12 protein-coding genes and 2 riboswitches are annotated in these 18,610 nt (G+C 43.6%); of the genes, 5 read left to right on the top strand and 7 right to left on the bottom strand.

Translation table 11 applies throughout. The features are described from left to right. Positions 1–9 precede the first annotated feature (9 nt). A complete protein-coding gene (locus tag QQL60_RS10065; protein WP_007146876.1) occupies positions 10–900 on the top strand; it encodes a crotonase/enoyl-CoA hydratase family protein in 891 nt (296 codons plus the stop codon). Here QQL60_RS10065 and QQL60_RS10060 read toward each other — a convergent pair. The 3 genes from QQL60_RS10060 to alkB all read right to left on the bottom strand — a co-directional run bounded on the left by QQL60_RS10060 (position 890) and on the right by alkB (position 5,382). Further along, complete coding sequence (locus QQL60_RS10060) at positions 890–3,472, bottom strand: ATP-binding protein (protein WP_284723231.1); 2,583 nt, start codon at positions 3,470–3,472, stop codon at positions 890–892. The genes QQL60_RS10065 and QQL60_RS10060 overlap by 11 nt on opposite strands. Next, a complete protein-coding gene (locus tag QQL60_RS10055) occupies positions 3,456–4,589 on the bottom strand; it encodes an HD domain-containing phosphohydrolase (RefSeq protein WP_007146874.1) in 1,134 nt (377 codons plus the stop codon). The genes QQL60_RS10060 and QQL60_RS10055 overlap by 17 nt, the downstream gene beginning before the upstream one ends. A gap of 169 nt (positions 4,590–4,758) precedes the next feature. After that, positions 4,759–5,382, bottom strand: a complete 624-nt coding sequence (alkB, locus tag QQL60_RS10050) for a DNA oxidative demethylase AlkB (protein ID WP_284723329.1) — start codon at positions 5,380–5,382, stop codon at positions 4,759–4,761. Positions 5,383–5,725: 343 nt separating this feature from the next. Here alkB and QQL60_RS10045 point away from each other — a divergent pair, with 343 nt between their 5' ends. Then, positions 5,726–6,280 (top strand): TMEM165/GDT1 family protein, encoded by a 555-nt coding sequence (locus QQL60_RS10045; protein ID WP_007146872.1) that lies wholly within the window; start codon positions 5,726–5,728, stop codon positions 6,278–6,280. Positions 6,281–6,356: 76 nt separating this feature from the next. Here QQL60_RS10045 and QQL60_RS10040 read toward each other — a convergent pair whose 3' ends face one another. After that, a complete protein-coding gene (locus tag QQL60_RS10040; RefSeq protein ID WP_284723230.1) occupies positions 6,357–7,673 on the bottom strand; it encodes a methyl-accepting chemotaxis protein in 1,317 nt (438 codons plus the stop codon). A 419-nt stretch (positions 7,674–8,092) separates the two neighbouring features. Next, a riboswitch (cyclic di-GMP riboswitch) is annotated at positions 8,093–8,177 on the top strand. 17 nt (positions 8,178–8,194) lie between these two features. Here QQL60_RS10040 and QQL60_RS10035 point away from each other — a divergent pair. Both QQL60_RS10035 and QQL60_RS10030 read left to right on the top strand, forming a co-directional pair. After that, the gene (locus QQL60_RS10035) at positions 8,195–8,875 is read left to right on the top strand and encodes a hypothetical protein (protein WP_284723229.1); all 681 of its coding nucleotides are present in this window, start codon (positions 8,195–8,197) and stop codon (positions 8,873–8,875) included. Positions 8,876–9,228: 353 nt separating this feature from the next. Continuing rightward, positions 9,229–9,311: riboswitch (cyclic di-GMP riboswitch) on the top strand. Between the two features lie 14 nt (positions 9,312–9,325). Next, positions 9,326–9,838 (top strand): hypothetical protein, encoded by a 513-nt coding sequence (locus QQL60_RS10030; RefSeq protein ID WP_284723228.1) that lies wholly within the window; start codon positions 9,326–9,328, stop codon positions 9,836–9,838. 313 nt (positions 9,839–10,151) lie between these two features. On the opposite strand, the gene QQL60_RS10025 is transcribed toward QQL60_RS10030, so the two are convergent. From QQL60_RS10025 to QQL60_RS10015, 3 genes are read right to left on the bottom strand one after another with little or no spacing between them, the layout of a single operon-like run. After that, a complete protein-coding gene (locus QQL60_RS10025) occupies positions 10,152–13,232 on the bottom strand; it encodes a type I restriction endonuclease subunit R (RefSeq protein WP_284723227.1) in 3,081 nt (1,026 codons plus the stop codon). Between the two features lie 27 nt (positions 13,233–13,259). Further along, a complete protein-coding gene (locus QQL60_RS10020; protein ID WP_284723226.1) occupies positions 13,260–14,636 on the bottom strand; it encodes a restriction endonuclease subunit S in 1,377 nt (458 codons plus the stop codon). Beyond that, positions 14,633–16,594: a type I restriction-modification system subunit M gene (locus QQL60_RS10015; protein ID WP_284723225.1), complete on the bottom strand. Its 1,962-nt coding sequence runs from the start codon at positions 16,592–16,594 to the stop codon at positions 14,633–14,635. The genes QQL60_RS10020 and QQL60_RS10015 overlap by 4 nt, the downstream gene beginning before the upstream one ends. 697 nt (positions 16,595–17,291) lie before the next feature. Between QQL60_RS10015 and QQL60_RS10010 the strand changes: the two genes are divergently transcribed. Beyond that, positions 17,292–18,599 (top strand): hypothetical protein, encoded by a 1,308-nt coding sequence (locus tag QQL60_RS10010; RefSeq protein ID WP_284723224.1) that lies wholly within the window; start codon positions 17,292–17,294, stop codon positions 18,597–18,599. Positions 18,600–18,610: the final 11 nt, after the last annotated feature.

Genomic DNA, 18,610 nt, shown 5'->3' with positions numbered 1-18,610 from the left:
AGATGATGTATGAATGCCCTGGCAAAAATGGATGACGCCGCTCAATTACAACAGGAGCAAAATCAGTTTTCACAACTATCTACACATTATGATAAAAAATATCGTACAGGCTGGTTTCGTATGCATGGAGAGCCCAGACCTTGTTTTACACCGACCTTACTGAGTGAAATTGCTAGCTATTTTTCGAGTGTTAAACAAGACATGCGATTATCTCAGGGGCAAAAATACGATTACCTGGTGCTAGCCTCAGATGTTGATGGCATCTTTAATTTGGGAGGTGATCTCGGGCTGTTTGCAAATCTTATTGAGCAGCAAGATGCCGATGGATTGCTGGCGTATGCAGTGAGCTGCATTGACGTTTTATATGCCAATATGTCCCATCTCGATAGCGATCTGACCACTATCGCTTTAGTCAAAGGTGATGCACTGGGAGGGGGCTTCGAGTCGGCGCTATCAAGTAATGTATTGATTGCTGAAAAGGGCGCCAAACTCGGGCTTCCCGAGGTCTTATTTAATTTATTCCCTGGTATGGGTGCATTCTCACTTTTATCAAGAAAAATTGGCGCATCAAAAGCAGAAAAAATGATTCTGGCAGGTAAGTTATATTCTGCTGAAGAGCTTTACGAGATGGGCGTTGTCGATATTCTCGCTGAGCCTGGACAAGGCGAATGGGAAGTTTATCGTTATATTGAAAAATCGAACAAAAATGCGAATAGCCATCGGGCTATGAGACAGGTTAAAGATGCCTGTAGTGCGGTTAGTTATGACGAATTATTGACGATCACTAAAATTTGGGCTGAGTCAGCATTGAAATTGCAACCTCGTGATTTGCGTATGATGCAACGTCTAGTCCATCGTCAATCCAGTAAAACAGATGTCTTAGCATCAGCTAATGTTTAGTTTCATAACTATGGTCGGTAATGGTTTTTTTGAGGGCAACTAATGAGTCATTAAATACCTGGCTGATATCTCGGGCGATTTGTTTGATCTCGTGACTGTTGATTTGATCGGGTTTTATCTGTTCAGCCTGACGTGTTAACCCGGCAAGTTTGATGGCGCCAATTTCAGTGGAAGAGCCCTTAAGGGCATGTAAACTTTCACGATATTGATAATAGTCATCGAAGACGGCACTGTTGATAATATCAATGTGCTTGCGGCCATCGTACTCAAAGCCACTGACGAGGCTATTGATAAATTGTTCACCTCCGCCAAGTTGTTCTAATTCGGAGATGAGGCGGTAATCGAGTAATTGTTCATTGTCCGGTGTTGAAATACTCTCACTGAACGGAGGCGATGACTGCTTTTGTTTTGATTGTTTTGATTGTTTTGTGAAACTTGCTATCTCTGACAATAGTGCTTTTGAATTGATAGGTTTTGTCAGAAAAATATCAGCACCGGCGTCAATGCTGTTTTGTCTAGCTTCAGGTGTGGCATCAGCGGTAAGGATTATGGACGGTATTTTTCTTGATGTGTCCATGAATTGAGTTGCTTTGATGATATCAATTCCAGAATAACCGGGCATATTCATATCCAGTAGCATTAAATCAATCTCGTCGTAATGCTCGCTGATAAGACTCATCGCTTCTTCACCGGTATTGGCTAAGATAAGCTTGTGTCCTATTTGACTCAAGATGCCTGATAATACCCGCTGATTAACAACATTATCTTCTGCGATAAGAATAGTTAATTGAGTCTGGGAGTTAGCTTCGGATTGATAGTATTCATTGAGCTTAACCACCTTATCAGCGTTATAGAATGTAGACTCAGCTGAATGCAGCGCATTAAATAAAGCTCTTTTATCCAACACATCTTTTACTGAAGAACGATAAAACTGGTTAAGCTCTTCGTCCTGAAGCACATCTTCATTATGATTGACTAACACTAACGACAAATGTTGAAGACTGTCTTCTTGAGTTAAAAGTTGTGCATATTGAACGGGGCTGATTCCAGCCATACAATCACTATCGATGACTAAAGTAGAAAAAGGTTGTTCATTTTCTGCTGCGGTCATTAAGGCTGACATTGCCTGAGCTGAAGACTGAACACATTGATATTCCAAATTCCATGTGTCAAAGCTTTGGCATAAAGATGAAGTGATTTTTTCTGTAGCGAGAACGAGTACTTTATGTTCGTTTAATTCCAATTCATATTCAGAGTGGGTGTCAAAAGGCAGTTCAAACCAGAACGTTGTTCCTCTGCCGAGTTCACTTTTTACACCTATCTCTCCTCCCATGAGTTCTACGAGCTGTTTAGAGATCGTGGTTCCGAGCCCTGTACCCTGGTATTTCGACGTGTTTGACATATTGGCTTGCGTGAAGTTATCAAATATCTTATCCAGATATTCTTCAGCTATGCCGATGCCAGTATCACGTACTTCGAACCGTATCGTTATTTTTTGACTTATTGTATCAGTCGCTAATTTTTCTAACAGTAATTTTACCGAACCAGAGTCCGTAAATTTAATGGCATTTCCCAATAGATTAATTAGAACTTGACGTAAATGTTGTGGATCGCCTATCAGTCGATAATCAATATTTGAGTCGATATGATAACTGACGCGGAGGTCCTTAGACTCACCCATTACGGCCTGTAATTCGATAATGTTATTAATCAAAGAATGTAAATCAAAACTCTCTTTAGCAATATGTATCTTGCCAGCTTCGATTTTTGAAATATCCAGCACATTTTCAATTAAACCCGATAAGGTCTGCGCTGAATTACGCATGATATTAACGAATTCGTACTGTTGTGGGCTTAGCTTGGTTTCACCTAGCAAGTCTGCAATGCCAATTACACCGTTTAGAGGTGTCCTTAATTCATGGGACATATTCGCTAGAAAACGGCTTTTAGCTTCATTGGCAAGTTTTGCCGTTTTTATAGCGACATGCAGCTTATTGATTAAAAATGCCGAGTAGACAGGGATGACCAGCAATAACAACAGTAAGCTAAACCCAATGGGTTTGTGCTGGAGATCCTGCCAATAAGGACCGTAAACCACCGCGATACTAAAGCCAATCAATCCCACGCAGAGTGAAAGATAAAGGTATCGAGTGCCATAGCGGAAGCCATTACCCAAAATTACCCAGAGATAGAGAATAAACAGAAACACACTCTCATCGCCTGAATAAAACATCAGAATCGACAAAGAGCCCAGATCTAAGAGGATACCGGCAAAGCGTCTGAAAGGAGAGGGATGAGGATGGCGCAATATCGCTATGGCAATGGCCATAGCGCCAGCATAATAAATTAAAGTGACTAAGGTGGGATGAGAAAGCAACGTATCTTGTAGCTGCTCACCATCATTCCATGGCAAGGCGAAATAGAAAAGAATACCAAGACCAATAGTTAAGCGTACTTTGATGGCTTGCTCAGGCTCACTGTCACCGGTGTTATTTAGGATGGAACGAAAGTGTTCTAAGCGAGCTAAAAAACGGTGTTTACGATTGGGCTTGGCGTTATCTGAATCGTTCATTAGGTTCATCCGCATACTCAGCCTGAATTGCTTTTATCTTATCGAGACTTTCGATAAACGCATCAACACATTCAGGATCAAAATGGCTGCCAGATTGTTTTCTTATATAGTCAATGGCGTCTTGAAATGGCCATGCCACTTTGTATGGTCTTTCAGAGACAAGGGCATCAAATACATCGGCTACAGCAACAACACGTGCGATGAGTGGAATTTCATCACCCTTTAAGCCATTCGGATAACCTTTTCCATCGAAACGTTCGTGATGATTCAAGGCGATGATAGCGCCCGTTTGCATGTAGCGAGACTGGCTGTCCGATAAAATGGCATGTCCAATAGTCGTATGGGTTTGCATGATTCCCCACTCATGTTCACTTAGCGGGCCTGCTTTAAGCAATATACCGTCAGGAATACCAATTTTCCCAATATCATGCATGGGAGCGGTATATTCTAATTCCTCACACTCTCTCTGACTGAAAGTATTAAGCGACTCAGCAATCACGCGTGCATACTTCGCCATACGAATAACATGATTTCCTGTGCCTTCATCTCGATATTCGCCAGCACGAGCTAATCGTAATAAGGTTTCTTTTTCGCGATCGACCACTTTCTTTGTGGCAATCTCAACTTGCCTTGCCAGCCAGTCTGCACGGTCTTGAATAATCAGGTGCTGTTCCTGCATTTGAAGTAGATTTCGGCAAGTGGTTCGGCATTCAATCTGATCTATTGGTCGGGTTAGGAATGCGGTAGTACCTGCTTCAAGAGCATCGTAGCGAACAGATTTTTCACTAACAACAGTGATCATCACAATAGGTACAGTCTGACAATGAGGCATGACGCGAATTTTTTGAATAAATTCCACACCATTCATATTCGGCATACGATAGTCGGTGACGATGAGATCCGGTTCATTATCGTTAAGCCATATTAGACCTTCTCCCGGACTACTTAACGACGTAACAACAATATTGTCAGCAATTTGTTGAATAATGCGTTCTAGAATTGTGCGCCCTGTAGATTGGTCATCAATGATCAATACGTGTTTTGATTTTTTCAGAATGCTTTGCCTCCTGGCTTTTGCATAGGGACTCTGAGTGATTAGTTTGTCTTCGCGAATCAAGATGGTTTACCTGATTATGTGGCACTTCTGACCGCGCATCCTGCAATAAAGCCACTAAAGACAGCTTACGAAACCTGTAGGCTGCTAGTTAAAAGTATCAAAATGCCTCAATTAAACTTGGCTTTCAGACTCTAAATCTAATCATTATGCGTATAACGTTTTTTTTAGTCTAGTCGATAGTCGTCCCTGTATTGCGAAATGTCAGGTTATATCTAAATTGACCGGTTAGAGTGTGATGAGCGAGTTTGATCGGCTTTATACCATGAAAGCGTAAACGGTCAACACCTCCCCAGATGACGATATCACCATGCTCAAGTAAATGGTAATTAGGTGTTTCATTGCGTTTATTACCACCAAATTGAAATATGGCTGGTACGCCGAGAGAGACGGAAACAATAGGCTGAGTGAAGTCTTTTTCGTCCTTATCCTGGTGCAAGCCCATACCGACACCGGGAGTGTACTGATTGATAAGACAAGCATTAGGCTGGAAATGTTGAAAATCTACCAATGAGGCATTTTCTTCTGCCAGCGATTCAAATAACTCAGGCATAGATGGCCACGGCATATTTGTCAGTGGGTCAATAGCTGTATAACGGTATCCCTTGTTATCACTTACCCAGCCTAAGTCACCACAATTGGTCATTTTTGCTCCTACATAATATCCGCGCTTAGTCGACATTTGTCGAAAAGGGGAGAGTGCGCTTATCTGATTTATTTCGGTTAGCAAGTTTTCTGCAATCTGTTTTGCAACTCCTTTAAGAAGGTAGCTTTGCTCTGCAAGTTTGATAACCATGTCAGACATTGTATTTCAGTATACGTTTATAGCAGATTAATTAAGTTGATGAGTGTTGTTACCTGCGATTGGATAATGCGCTCATTGGATAAAAGCCGCCAATAAAAAATGCAGATTAACCATAGGCAAATAGTTAGATACCAGCTAGAATATTGTCATCGTCTTGGGGGAGTAGTCTACTCACCTACCGGTGTTTGAAGCTGTCAACATAATTGGACCCTCAAGGTCCATGGCAGTTTCGTACCAGCTTGCTGGTATTGACAAGACCTGAGACAAATAATGATTCCTCTTGGCGGGAGATCGTTGTTTGTCTTGGTATTGTTATCCCGCCGGAGTTTATTTAATGGATGCTTTCTTTACTTCTGTTCTCACGGTTTCGCTAGCGGAAATTGGTGATAAAACCCAGCTTTTATCTTTAATGCTAGCTGCACGTTTTAGCCATAAATCAGCCATCGTGGCTGGAATCCTTGTTGCTACACTCCTCAATCATGCTGCATCTGCCTGGCTGGGCACCTGGCTTGGACAATTTATTCTTGGTCCAACAGGTCAGTGGATACTGGGCTTGAGTTTTATTGCGATGGCCGCTTGGTTATTGATACCAGACAAGGAAGATGATGATGCGATTAAATATGCTAGATACGGGGCGTTTGTCGTTACCACCGTGTTATTTTTCATTGCTGAGATTGGTGATAAAACGCAAGTCGCTACTATTGCGCTTGCTGCAACCTACCAAAATATTTTTATGGTGACACTGGGCACGACAATTGGCATGTTATTAGCCAATGTTCCAGTAGTATACGCAGGAGAAGCCATGTTGAAAGTGATCCCTTTGAATGTGGCTAGATGGGCTGCTTCCCTAGTATTTGTTATTGTTGGTTTAACCATTATTCCATGGTAAACCCTGTGACAAGGGCACAATAAATATTATCGAGCCACACACCTGTGTGCGGCTCGATGGTTTATCACTAATAGTGTTAGTGAAGATTCGATAAATTTTCTACCACTTCCACGACTTTTTTTGCACCGCTTCTGATTTGGCTGATGGTATTCCCTGCGGTATTAGCAAACTCAACGCCTGATTCGACACCCGACATGCTTCCGGACATACTTTTTATGACGGAATCACTTTTAGACTGGATTTTATTAATCATGCTCGCTATTTCGGCCGTTGATTGTGAGGTCCGTGTCGCCAGTGAGCGAACTTCATCAGCCACAACAGCAAAACCACGCCCACTATCACCCGCTCTTGCAGCTTCTATTGCGGCATTTAAGGCGAGTAAGTTTGTTTGTTCAGTGATATCGCTGATCGTTTTAACGATAAATGATATTTGTGCGGTTTCTACACCTAGCTGTTCCAACTCGGTTGATGAATGACTGAATTGTTGTTTCAATTCTTCAAGTTTATCAATGGTTTTAAAAATAATATCTTCACCTGTCGAGGATAACTTTTCTGTCTCCAGTGATATTGTATAGGCTGTGTTAGCGGCCGCTTTTTCTTCCTCGGAACAGCGAACTTTTTCAGTAATGTCAGTGGCAAATTTAATGACTCGATAGGGCTTGCCATTACTATCGAATATAGGGTTATAGGTGGCTTCCAACCAAACAGCAGATTGATATTTATTTATCCGTTTAAAATTGTCTGCAATAAAACGTCCCTCATTCAATTGTTCCCAGAACTTGGCATATTCAGGACTTTTTACATAGTCTGAGTCACAAAAAATTCTATGGTGCTGTCCTTTCACTTCATCAAGCTTATATCCCATAAGGCTCAGAAAATTTTGATTGGCATTGGTGACACGACCTCCCATATCAAACTCTATGATAGCCATTGAACGATCGATTGCAGATAGCAAACTATCATTACTACGAGAATGTTCTACACGTTCGGTCACATCGTTAGCAATCTTAAAAATTTTAACGACACGGCCTTCACCATTTTTTATTGGGAAATAATTGGCTTCCAGCCATATATCATGGCCGTTTTTATGCTTGCGTAATACTTCCCCTGAAAAATACTCACCGTTCTTTAGATGCTTCCAAAAATCTTTATATCGGGAAGATTCAACTTCGTATTTATCGCATAACAGTTGATGATGCTGTCCTATCAGTTCAGAAGAGGAATAACCTGTTACCCGAGAAAAATTGTCGTTTACTGCGGTGATGATACCTTCAGGTGTGAACTCAATAATGGCCAGTGATGACTGCATGGCGCTGAAAATCTCCTGCAAGGGAGTGAGTTCGTTTTTTAATAACGCATTCTCGGTGATTAACTGCTTTGTTTTACCAAACATGTCTTTTTTTCGCCTCTTTGCAAATAGTGTGCAATTTAATTGTATGCATCTTATATCGGCAGTGAAAAGTAAAAGTTAACTGCTTTTATACGAAAGCATGATGTCTATCACGTTACTGGTAAGTTAATGATCTTAATGGGGGGCACTGACTTTTGCATTTCAAACACGGTGGGTGGATATGGGTAAATTGTGTTCTGCCGAGTGAGGATTAAGTTATTTTTCACTTATGCTGAAAACGTATCGAATTTTCCTCTATAAACATTGTGTTGAGGAAGAATGGAATGTCTTTTTTTTAATAAATTAGTACCAAAGTACAATGTAATTTTTAATTAATTAAGGCAAGTTAATAGTGCGCAACTGATTGTTGGTGGTTACCTGTTGCGAAATTAAATAGTTATATTATTATCTCATCGTGTTCAACACATTAACGCCAAACCTGATGTGAGTCAGGGACGGAAAGCCTACAGCTGTATATTGAAGTCTTGACAGGGCTGGGTTGCAAAATTATTGGGATATGGGACATGTATAAAAAATTTTTTGCAACAACCCTTGCTCTGTCAGCATCGATGTTAACGATATCGGCTCATGCTGCAAATATTGGCTGGACAGACTGGACAAAAACAAGTCAAAAAACTGCATCTGGAACCATGGCGTTTGGTAGTGACAATGTCAGTGTTGGTTTTAGCTCAAGTTCTGATGCTTATTTCATAGAATCGGGAGCGACAGATAATTGGTGGGGTAATGCCTACACCAATGGGACGGTTAGCAATCTTCCATCATCACGTGAAATTATCGGTTTGAGTACCGGTGGTACAGTAGAAATAAAATTTTCAGAAACAGTGCTGAATCCTTACATTGCCCTTGTCAGCTGGAACGCAAATAATGTTGATTTTGGTGATACAAAAATTAAATTTGATAGTACTGGTTTAGGGAAGTACGGTTCGGGATCACCCACCCTGTATTCTGACGGTACTGGATTTACTACCTCTAAGTTTGCCGAGCTACATGGAGTGATTATTCTTGAAGGGTTATTTGACTCGTTCAGTTTTACTCATACAAGTGAAGGCTGGCATGGCTTCACCGTAGGTGCCGCAGGCATCGCGCCTGTGTCGGAAGTGCCTATTCCAGCGGCTGCATTTATGTTTGCTCCGGCTTTGCTTGGTTTTATGGGACTTCGCCGTAAAGCCAAACAAGCTGCATAATCAATCAATAGATACTGGCGTTTCATAAAAAAAAGCCGTTACAAAATGTAACGGCTTTTTTTGTCCCTGATTGTCCGACCATGACAAGCTGGTTACCGAACATATCTTGCCTAACTCCATATAGTCTTCTTAATCTGAACTCAATTAGAGATATGTTGACGTGAGTTAATATTCTCTCTGAACATTTTTTTGACTCAATTTTTACTATGAATTTAAAGTCAATTTTTTAAAAAAATCATACTTAAGGATGATTTTTTTTCTAATTCAATTTAAGTAACCTGTTAACAACAGAATATAAGTGTTCATCTGTTACGCGACATAGCAAGTTAACTTTAATTTATTAATTTTGTTCAACATATTATCGCCAAACCTGATGTGAGTCAGGGACGGAAAACCTACAGCTGTGCATTAGTGGCATCAGGGCTGGGTTGCACGACATGGAAATTTCTTATGAAAAAAATAGTGTGGATGCTATTCAGTTTAGTTTTATTGACATTATCACAGGCCACATGGGCTGCAACTGTTGTTAAAGCCGATTTTGAAGCCGGATGGCCTATTAACGATGGTGGTAAATTCAAGTTCTCCGGTAATTTTGTAGCAGAAGACCTGAACGATGATGGGATATTATCTTTCGGAGAGTTTTCTGTTTTCAATGCAAAATCTGATCATTACTCCTACTCTTTATCGGACCTGTTTGATACCGGCGATATTATCATCAATACACAGAAATGGTTGGCTAATGGTATAAGCTGGGTTGGGGCAAAAGAGTTAGCTTATATAACTTGGCATCCTGCGGGTGATGTACCACAATCAATTAACCTCAACATTTTACAAAATCCGGGTGAAGTTCGTTTTACCTCTTTCAATGTTTCTGCGGTGCCTTTGCCACCGGCTGCTTTGTTATTTGCTCCTGCGCTACTTGGTTTTATGGGCTTACGTCGCAAAGCAAAACAAGCTGTCTAGTTAATTTCAGTATTTCAAACGTTTAAAGCCGTCATAGAGTGACGGCTTTTTTGTTTGTATCGTTACCGTTTAACCGCCGATCCTATGACGATTAATCAACAAACAATATTCAGTTTTCGAGCTTAATGCTTATCGCTGTTATAATGCCTGACCAATGTCCCCGTAGCTCAGCAGGATAGAGCGTCCCCCTCCTAAATCCTCCAGAGCAATATCGAAGTTGCCTTCTACCGCAAGGCAATTCCTTGATTATTGGGAGTTTTTACTTTAACTGCCGGTCATCTTCCGGCTGCTAGGCGCGGACGCCGTGCAACCGTCAGCCTAGTTTCGGTGTTGACTGTGATCGATTGTAAACATCATCCAGCAGGGCAGCGATAATGAGGTTTCTCATATCTCCATTCGCCATAAATTCATTGACGATCTTCTCGTTACGTCCCTGCCTATCCACGAATGCCTCAATGACTTTGGGTTCAAACACCACCTTGAACTTCTCTTTTGAACCCGCTCGTGCTTGCTCAGCCAGTTTGTCGTTGTTAAGCATATCGCCAGAGATTTGATCGAATAGCAGTTTATCTTCGTCAGTGAAGTCAGTCCCGAATCGTTCGTTGATAACCATGATGACGGCAGACAGCGGCGATTTAGGATCTTCGTGTTTACCTCCAGTGCCTACTTCCGTTGCGCCATACACAGGCCGAGTTTCGTTTACTTGTAGCGATCCGCTGCCTTCAAATGTCTTCTCGTTACGATAGGCTGACAGCTCAACTTCTTCATCAAGGTCGATAGTGCCACCGCCATCTCGTCTTGGCAGTTTGGTCAGCAAATAACGGCCATAGGCATACAGTTTTTCGAGTTCAATATCCTGCCAGTCAATGATCTGGCTGAGGAAGCTATATAGCCGCACAAAGCCTTGTAGACTGCTTTTAAACTCTTCCCCATCTTCTGTGTATCGCTCATCATAAACGCCTGCTGAAGACTCTCTGAACTCATCCTTGTAGCGTTGTACTGCTGGGTCGATCCATTTGTTAAGCTGACCGTGATCTCGCTTAGTTTGGTTCGCCATCGGTTTGAAATACACCGCTGAAAACTCATCTACTTCTTGCGGGCGAATGATATGAAAGCTGTCGATCTTTTGCTGAAGCGTGTAAAGCTGATTGGGGTCAGTCGGCTCATCGATTTCGGTTTCTTGGAAGTAGGGACGAAAGCTCTCCTTGATCTCTTCCATTTCATTGGCGAAATCGAGTACGAATGTGTCGGCCTTGCCGCTGGTCGAACGATTGAGTCGTGATAGTGTTTGTACCGCCTTCAAATCCTTCAGTGGCTTGTCCACAAACATCGTATGCAGCAGTGGCTGATCGAAGCCAGTTTGATACTTCTCGGCGACAATCAGGATATGGTACTCACGGCTGGCAAACTTCTCTGGAAGCTCTTTCTCACCAAAGCCATTCATGCCTGCTTCTGTATATGCCACGGTATCGTCATCTGGATCATTGACTGTGCCTGAGAAGGCCACCAGCGTCTTCATATCGTTGTAGCCATTTTCTTTGATGTATTTATCGAATGCCTGCTTGTATCGAACGGCGTGCAGACGTGAGCGAGTCACGACCATCGCTTTGGCTTTACCGGCGATTTTCTTTGCGGTGAAGCGACGGTAGTGCTCGACCATTATTTCGGTTTTCTGGGCAAGGTTATGAGGGTGCAAGCTCATAAAGCGGGCGATAGCGCGTTTGGCTTTCTTCTCGTCTACTTCCGGATCGTCATCCACCTTTTTCGACAGTTCGTAGTAGGTTTTGTAGGTGGTGTAGTGCTTGAGCACGTCCAGAATGAAACGCTCTTCTATTGCTTGCCGCATGCTGTACAAATGGAATGGTCGCGGTATGCCGTTGCCATCATCAACACCGAATATCTCCAGTGTCTTGGCCTTAGGTGTTGCTGTGAAGGCGTAGAAACTCAGGTTGGATTGCTTGCCTTTCTTTTTGATTTCTTCCAGCACCAGGTCTTCGGTGGTTTTCTCTTCTGGTAGTTTGTCGTCTTCGGCTTCTGCGGTGGCCAACGCCTCTTCATCATCATGCTTGCCGAGCACGACACGAAGATTGGATGCACTCCGGCCACCCTGACTGCTGTGCGCCTCATCGATAATGACGGCAAAGCGTCGGTCAATGAAGTTCTCAACCTTATCCAGAATGAAGGAGAACTTTTGAAGCGTGGTGATAATAATCTTTGTACCGGCGTTGAGTGCATTCGCTAAATCGGATGAAGACTTGTTCTCATCGATTTTCTCAACAACACCTAGCTTGTGGTCGATTTGGTAGATGCTGTCCTGTAGTTGCTTGTCGAGGTTGCGACGGTCGGAGATAACGACAACGGTATTGAAGACTGGCTTATTGTCATCACCATGCAGGCTGGCGAGTTGATGCGCTGTCCATGAGATGGTATTGGTTTTACCCGAACCGGCACTATGTTGAATCAGGTAGTTCTGGCCGACGCCGTCGAGCTTGGTTTGTTTTAATAAGGTGCGAGTCGCTGACAACTGATGATAACGAGGGAAAATGAGCGTTTCCTTGCTGGTCTTTTTGCCCGTGTCCGGGTCGCGTTTCTCTTCCACTTGTAAGTGAATGAAACGGTGGAGGATGTCCAGCCAGCTATCGCGCTGCCAGACATCTTCCCACAGATAGCCGGTCTTGTAACCCGTGACGTGGTTGTGCTGGTCGGAATTGCCTTTGCCGCCGTTGTTGCCCTTGTTGAATGGCAGGAAGAAGGTATGTTCACCAGCAAGGCGTGTCGTCATAAACGCCTCATCGGTGTCGACAGCGAAGTGAACGAGCGCACGTTTTTTGAACTGAATCAGTGGCGTTTTGGCTGTCGGCTTGCGGTCTTTGATGTACTGCTTGATAGCATTGATCGTCTTCTGACCGGTGAATGCATTTTTGAGCTCGACCGTCGCGATAGGTAAGCCGTTCAGTGACAGTAGCATGTCGATGGAGTTGTTGTTGGTAAGGTCATAGTGCACCTGCCGCATGACCGTTAGTTTATTTTGCTGGTAACGCTTTTCGGTTTCGGGGTTGAGTGTGGATGCGGGGCGAAAGAACGCAAGGCGAATCAATTGACCGCGATCTTTGACGCCGTTTCGAATCACATCCAGCAGCCCACGTTGGTCGCATTCACTGGCGATACGTTTGGTCAGTGCCGTATCAATTTGAGCGCCGTAGCTCGCTTTCAGGGCGTTGTAGGTGTCTTCCTGTGTGGTCTTGATGAAAGCGAGCAGGGTCGTGGCATCCAGCGCCAGTTCGGCATCAAACTGCGTGTTCAGGGCGATGTCATAACCTGCTTTGCCAACAAGGTAAGCTTCAATAGCCTCTTCGAAGTCGAGTTCTGATGTGGTTTTACCTGTGGCTGCCATTGTTCAATCCTTTCAACATCGTTGGCTTTATGAGGCGACTACTTTCTCGACATCCTGCGGAACTTGGTCTCGCACGTCAATTTTGCCGGTGACGGCGGCTGAGATTAATGCGGTTCGCCTTTCTCTGAGTAGCTCAACTGTTTTGTTTGCCTTTGAACCTAAGCTCTCTAGCTTTCCTAGCTGCTCTTTTATGTGTTCGACTATTTGGGTCTGTTCATCTAGAGCTGGGAAGCATACAGGGATCGATAGATAGTCCTCCTGAGCAATATTTTGCATGCTGCTGCTAGTGCCAGCGGCGTATAGCGATATTTGCTCCCTGAAAGATTTAATCATCATAAAGTAGCTCAGGTATTCCGGATTGACCTTGACTGAGTCATCGAACACTGTTTGCCAGAGCCTGTCAGGTAAAAATAGGTTTTCATGATCAAGCTCAACAAAGGCTGAGGCTCCCACCAGATCCGGTGTATTCATCCTGCTGATGATGATCGACCCAGCTCGCACAGGACATTTGAGTCGATCGAGCTCTTCTTCGAAGACTGTTTTGTTCTCTTCTGGCCTGAAAAAGCGTGTGTAAACACAACTGGTCTTTAAAACGCCATACTCTGAGGCTGTTGCAGGAACATCAGTTGCGTTGACACTGACTCCGGATTCGAGAGCTTTGATGAGTCGTTTGAGCTGTTTAACTTCCCAATGTGAGGGTATCTCACCCAACCACTCAACGCCACTGACTTTCATCGGCGCATCGGGATTCAAGCCCTTTGTGACTGCATTGGAGATGGCGGCCTGACGCTTCTCTTCGAGTAGCTCAATCAGCCGCTGTTGTTTTTCAATCAGACGGTCGATTTTGGCAGTTTCGCGGTCGAGAAAGGCGGCGATTTGGATTTGTTCTGAGCTGCTTGGGATAGGACATTGGATAGAAGCCACCATCTCCAAGTTGAGTCCATCTCTTAAGTCACCTCCAGCCATGTTACGAATATTTTGATAGTTTGAGTTCAACCACCAATACAAAAAACGGGGCTCGAGATTTGAGTTCGGGACAATGGCTGCCATCGATTGATTACAAGTGGCCTCGATGCTTAGTTGAGCAACCATTCCTTTCGTTTTACCTTGGCCGGCAAGAGCAATCACAAGTGAGCCCGCTGGAATCCATTTCGCACTGCTGTTAGCGTAAGCGTCATTTGTTATGAATGCTGAAGCTTGAGTGATTAATGATTGGTTAACTGAGCCAGAGTTCAACCATGGGATGGTGCCATTTTGCCAGTAAGCCTCGTTCGTTTTTGATGGTGTCCCGCCCGCATAAATTTTTGCGAACCACCTGAGTGAACCGTCTGACCATTGCTCCGGCTGGGTATCCAGCCACTCGACATTAGGTATTTTGTAGGAGGGGTACTTTGCGTACTTCACACATGTACCTCTTGCAGCAGCTCTAGAATCTCGGCGGTAACCTCATCTAACTCCGCATCAATATCTTCCAATGGACGAGGTGGCACGTACTTGTAGAAATGGCGGTTGAATGGAATCTCGTAACCGACCTTGGTCTTGTCGTGATCAATCCACGCTTCCGGCACATGCGGAATGACCTCGCGCTGGAAGTAGCTATCAATGTCTTCTTTCAGCGGCACGTTCTCATAGTCTCGAAGTTCGCTGTCGGGCTCTGGGTTGCCCTTGCTGTCGGTACAAACTTCGGCATTTTCATCACGTTCGCTCAAGGCGGACAGTATGGCTTTCTTAAGAGGTGCGCCTGCCTTAACCTGCGCCTGTTTGAGCGCTTTTTCCATGTCCTTGCTGAATGTGTCGCGACTAACGTATAAACCACGCTCAGAAAGCGTCTCAAGCGCTTTGGTGATCATTATTTGCTCTGGCTCTTCAAGCTTGGAGAATGCTTTGCTATCCCGCAGATGTTCGAGTCGCTCGTCATCGACTTTGAAGTTAAGTTTGAGAGGGCGTTCGACGGTAATGCGTTGATAGCCAAAGTCGCTGTTGTCAAAGATTTTGCTTTGCTCATTTTCTTCGAAGTTGCCAAATAGCTCAGCGATGGTTTTGATTTGTTCTGGTGCAACCTGTTTACGTTTGCTACCGAGGCTCTTACGCATGGGGCTGTGGAACTCGGTGGCGTTGATTAGCTGCACCTTGCCTTTGCGCTGCGGCTTCTTTTGGTTGGTGATGATCCAGATGTAGGTAGCAATGCCGGTGTTGTAGAACATGTCGGTAGGAAGCGCCACAATCGCTTCCAGCCAGTCGTTTTCGATGATCCAGCGACGGATTTCTGACTCGCCACTACCAGCACTGCCAGTGAACAGCGGAGAGCCGTTGAGAACAACAGCCAGCCGGGACGGGTCACCATTGCGGTTGAACTTGCTAATCATGTGTTGCACAAACAGCAGCGAACCATCGCTGACACGCGGCAGACCCGCACCGAAGCGACCGTTGTATCCGAGTGTGTTGGCCTCTTCCTTGATGGCTTTCTCGACCTTCTTCCACTCCACACCGAAGGGCGGATTGGACAGCATGTAGTCGAACTGTTCGTCTTCCAGGCCGTCCTGACTGAAACTGTTGCCGGGATGAATGTTCTTGGCGTTCTGGCCTTTGATGATCATGTCCGACTTACAGATGCCGTAGGACTCGTCATTGAGCTCCTGACCATACACTTCAAGGTGGGCGTCTGGGTTCAGTTCACGCAGATACTCTTCGGCGATGCTGAGCATGCCGCCAGTTCCGCAGGCAGGGTCATACAGCTTGCGAATCACGCCCCGCTTGGACAGTACGTCAGCGTCCTCGTAGAAGAGCAGGTCGACCATCAAGCGAATAACCTCACGGGGTGTGAAGTGCTCACCGGCAGTCTCGTTGCTTTGCTCAGAGAAACGACGAATGAGTTCTTCGAACATGTAACCCATTTGCAGGTTGCTGACGGCTTCAGGGTGCAGGTCTGCTTGTGCAAACTTACTCACGACAAGGTAGAGCAGGTTGTCCTTGTCGAGCCGTGTGATTTGTTCTGGCAGCTTGAAGCGGTCAATGAATATTTCGCGAGCATCGTCACTGAAACTGTTGATGAATAGATTTAGATTGGCGGCAATGTTATCAGGGTCGTCCAGCAGCTTCTGGAAGGTGTACGAACTGGTGTTGTGGAAGTTTTGCTTCGCTGCCATGTTCAGCATGGTCTCGCTCATCGTATGGTCGATGTTCTCAGGCAAAGACGCTTGTTTGGCTAGTACATCGTCTTTGGTGGCCTCGAGTACACAGTCAAGGCGACGCAGAACCGTGAAGGGTAGAATAACGCGGCCGTATTCCGATTGTTTGAAGTTACCCCGTAAGATGTCGGCAATTGACCAAATGAAGCTGACGCTGGTACTGAAATTTTCCAAATTATTGTCCCTGATGGTGTTGCTCTAAGCACGTCAGGATAGCTGAACTAACGTGAGCTTGACTAGCAGTGAGCCGCTTATCGATAGTAAAACTGCGATTTTAAATAACCATTCACGTCAGCAATGACTGATTTGCTGTTGGAAACGCACGCTTTGTTCATGATTGATGTAAAGATATACGGGTACATTAAAAACTGCATTTCCTATTGATCTCACGTTGACCTCACGTTGATGTCAAAACGAAGGTTTTCCTTGATGTAGGTGAAAAGTCAGTTCAAGTGGGGGATATGCGAACTGTCTTAAAGTCAGTTCTGCTAACGCTTTCATGAACTGTCGGAATGTCATACTGACCGAAGTACAGTTGAAAAACTCTCCTCTATAAGGCTGTTTTTTTGGGAGGCGGTTTTTATTGAAGGTATGGTCTTCAGCTATTTACATTATTTCTAGGACTTTTACTTTCTTTAATGAAATACAGTCATTTTCTATTGATTTCAGAATTCTGATTGAAGATTTAAAAAAAATTTAAAAAAAAATTCAAACATGCTAAAAAAATTAAGTTGTTGATATTTATGATTTCTTATTCGTGTTGTGAACAAATCTGTGCGGGCAACTTGTGCCGGTCGCGTCTTTTTAATTAAGTCATCTCACTATAATCATAGGGAAGTAATGATACTTCTATTACATTTAGGAGATAGGTATGGAAATGAAACAAAGCAATGAATGTGATTGGACATCATGTAAATACGAAGTATTTAGTTTTGATAATCAAGTTTTTGACAAAAAGCAGATTGTGGCTTACCTGACAAAAAATTATCAAGAAACACGCAGCAAAGAGTTGGATATTCATCCTCATATTTTAGAATTTAGAAGTAAAGAGATGGAAGCCATTGGAAAAATGGTTAATGAAACAATTAGCTCGCTCAGTCCCAAATATTTAACTGCAATAGAGTTTGATGAGGCGTTGGCTGATCCAAGCAATTTCGGGCTCCCAAAGAATGTACCTATTTACAAGCTGCAAGCACAGTTAGCTTCTAAGCAGAAATTCACTAAAGCGACACACCCTGATAACAGAGATGAAAGCGTTTTAGATGAAACAACGGCGATTACCTCAAAATCCGCTGAAACTCTGCCAGAAACAAAAGAGAGTACTGATGATACGAAAGATGATTCATATGATAACGCCTATGGATTGATCAATTATGACGTCCAAGATTACATGGCAAAACTCTTTCAACCAGCGCTGAATAGTGAAACGACAGAGGCTGGAGCTATTGCCAGTATTAATGAATGGGATGTCGATTGCTGTAGAAGACGCTTAGAGAAAATATCATCTACTAATTACGGTGAATCAGAACGAAAAGAGTTTTTCATGATTAATTATCGGCTTTCATGCCTAGGTGTCGCGCCAAGGTGGAGAGGAATGATAAGAGATAGCCACTACTGGAGAAATAAGAAGACTGTCACTCCCGCTCAAACATCATATCTTCAAGATACTCAGATCTTTGACTTGGAATGGCTTCATAGGCGTTATCGAGAGCATAGAGTCGATACATCTTGGAATGGTGTTTTTGAAGGTATTTTCTCAACCGAAAAATTTGATACAAAAAAAGCAACATTGATTGCTGGAATGTCAATGACACCTGAAAAGAAAGTTAGATACCTGATGTTGACACCAGATATGCAAAAAGAGTTGTTCATGCTGAGAACTAAAAAAACAGAAGCTTTTATTAAAGGACTAATTGAAAAGTCACTGCAAGTTCGACTTGATTTACTCACCGCTGCTAGACGTAATAGGAGGAGAGGCAAAAGAATGACTGATAATCTCCAGAGACGAGAAGACTTGTGGATAGCTTCGAATCTAATACCCGGCAGTTCTTTGAATATGATTATTGATAATTATGAGATGATGACCGGAGAAAGGTTAAAACCATCAAATTGTCAACGAATACAAAAATCAATCAATGCTGCTTTAAGCGAGGTTGGAAGCAAGTACGTACATAGTTAGCTCCCCAATTC

It is taken from the genome of Methylophaga thalassica, assembly GCF_030159795.1.
Lineage (GTDB): Bacteria > Pseudomonadota > Gammaproteobacteria > Nitrosococcales > Methylophagaceae > Methylophaga > Methylophaga thalassica.
Note: the sequence above shows the minus strand (reverse complement) of the source record. Positions and strands in the feature narration are given on the sequence as shown.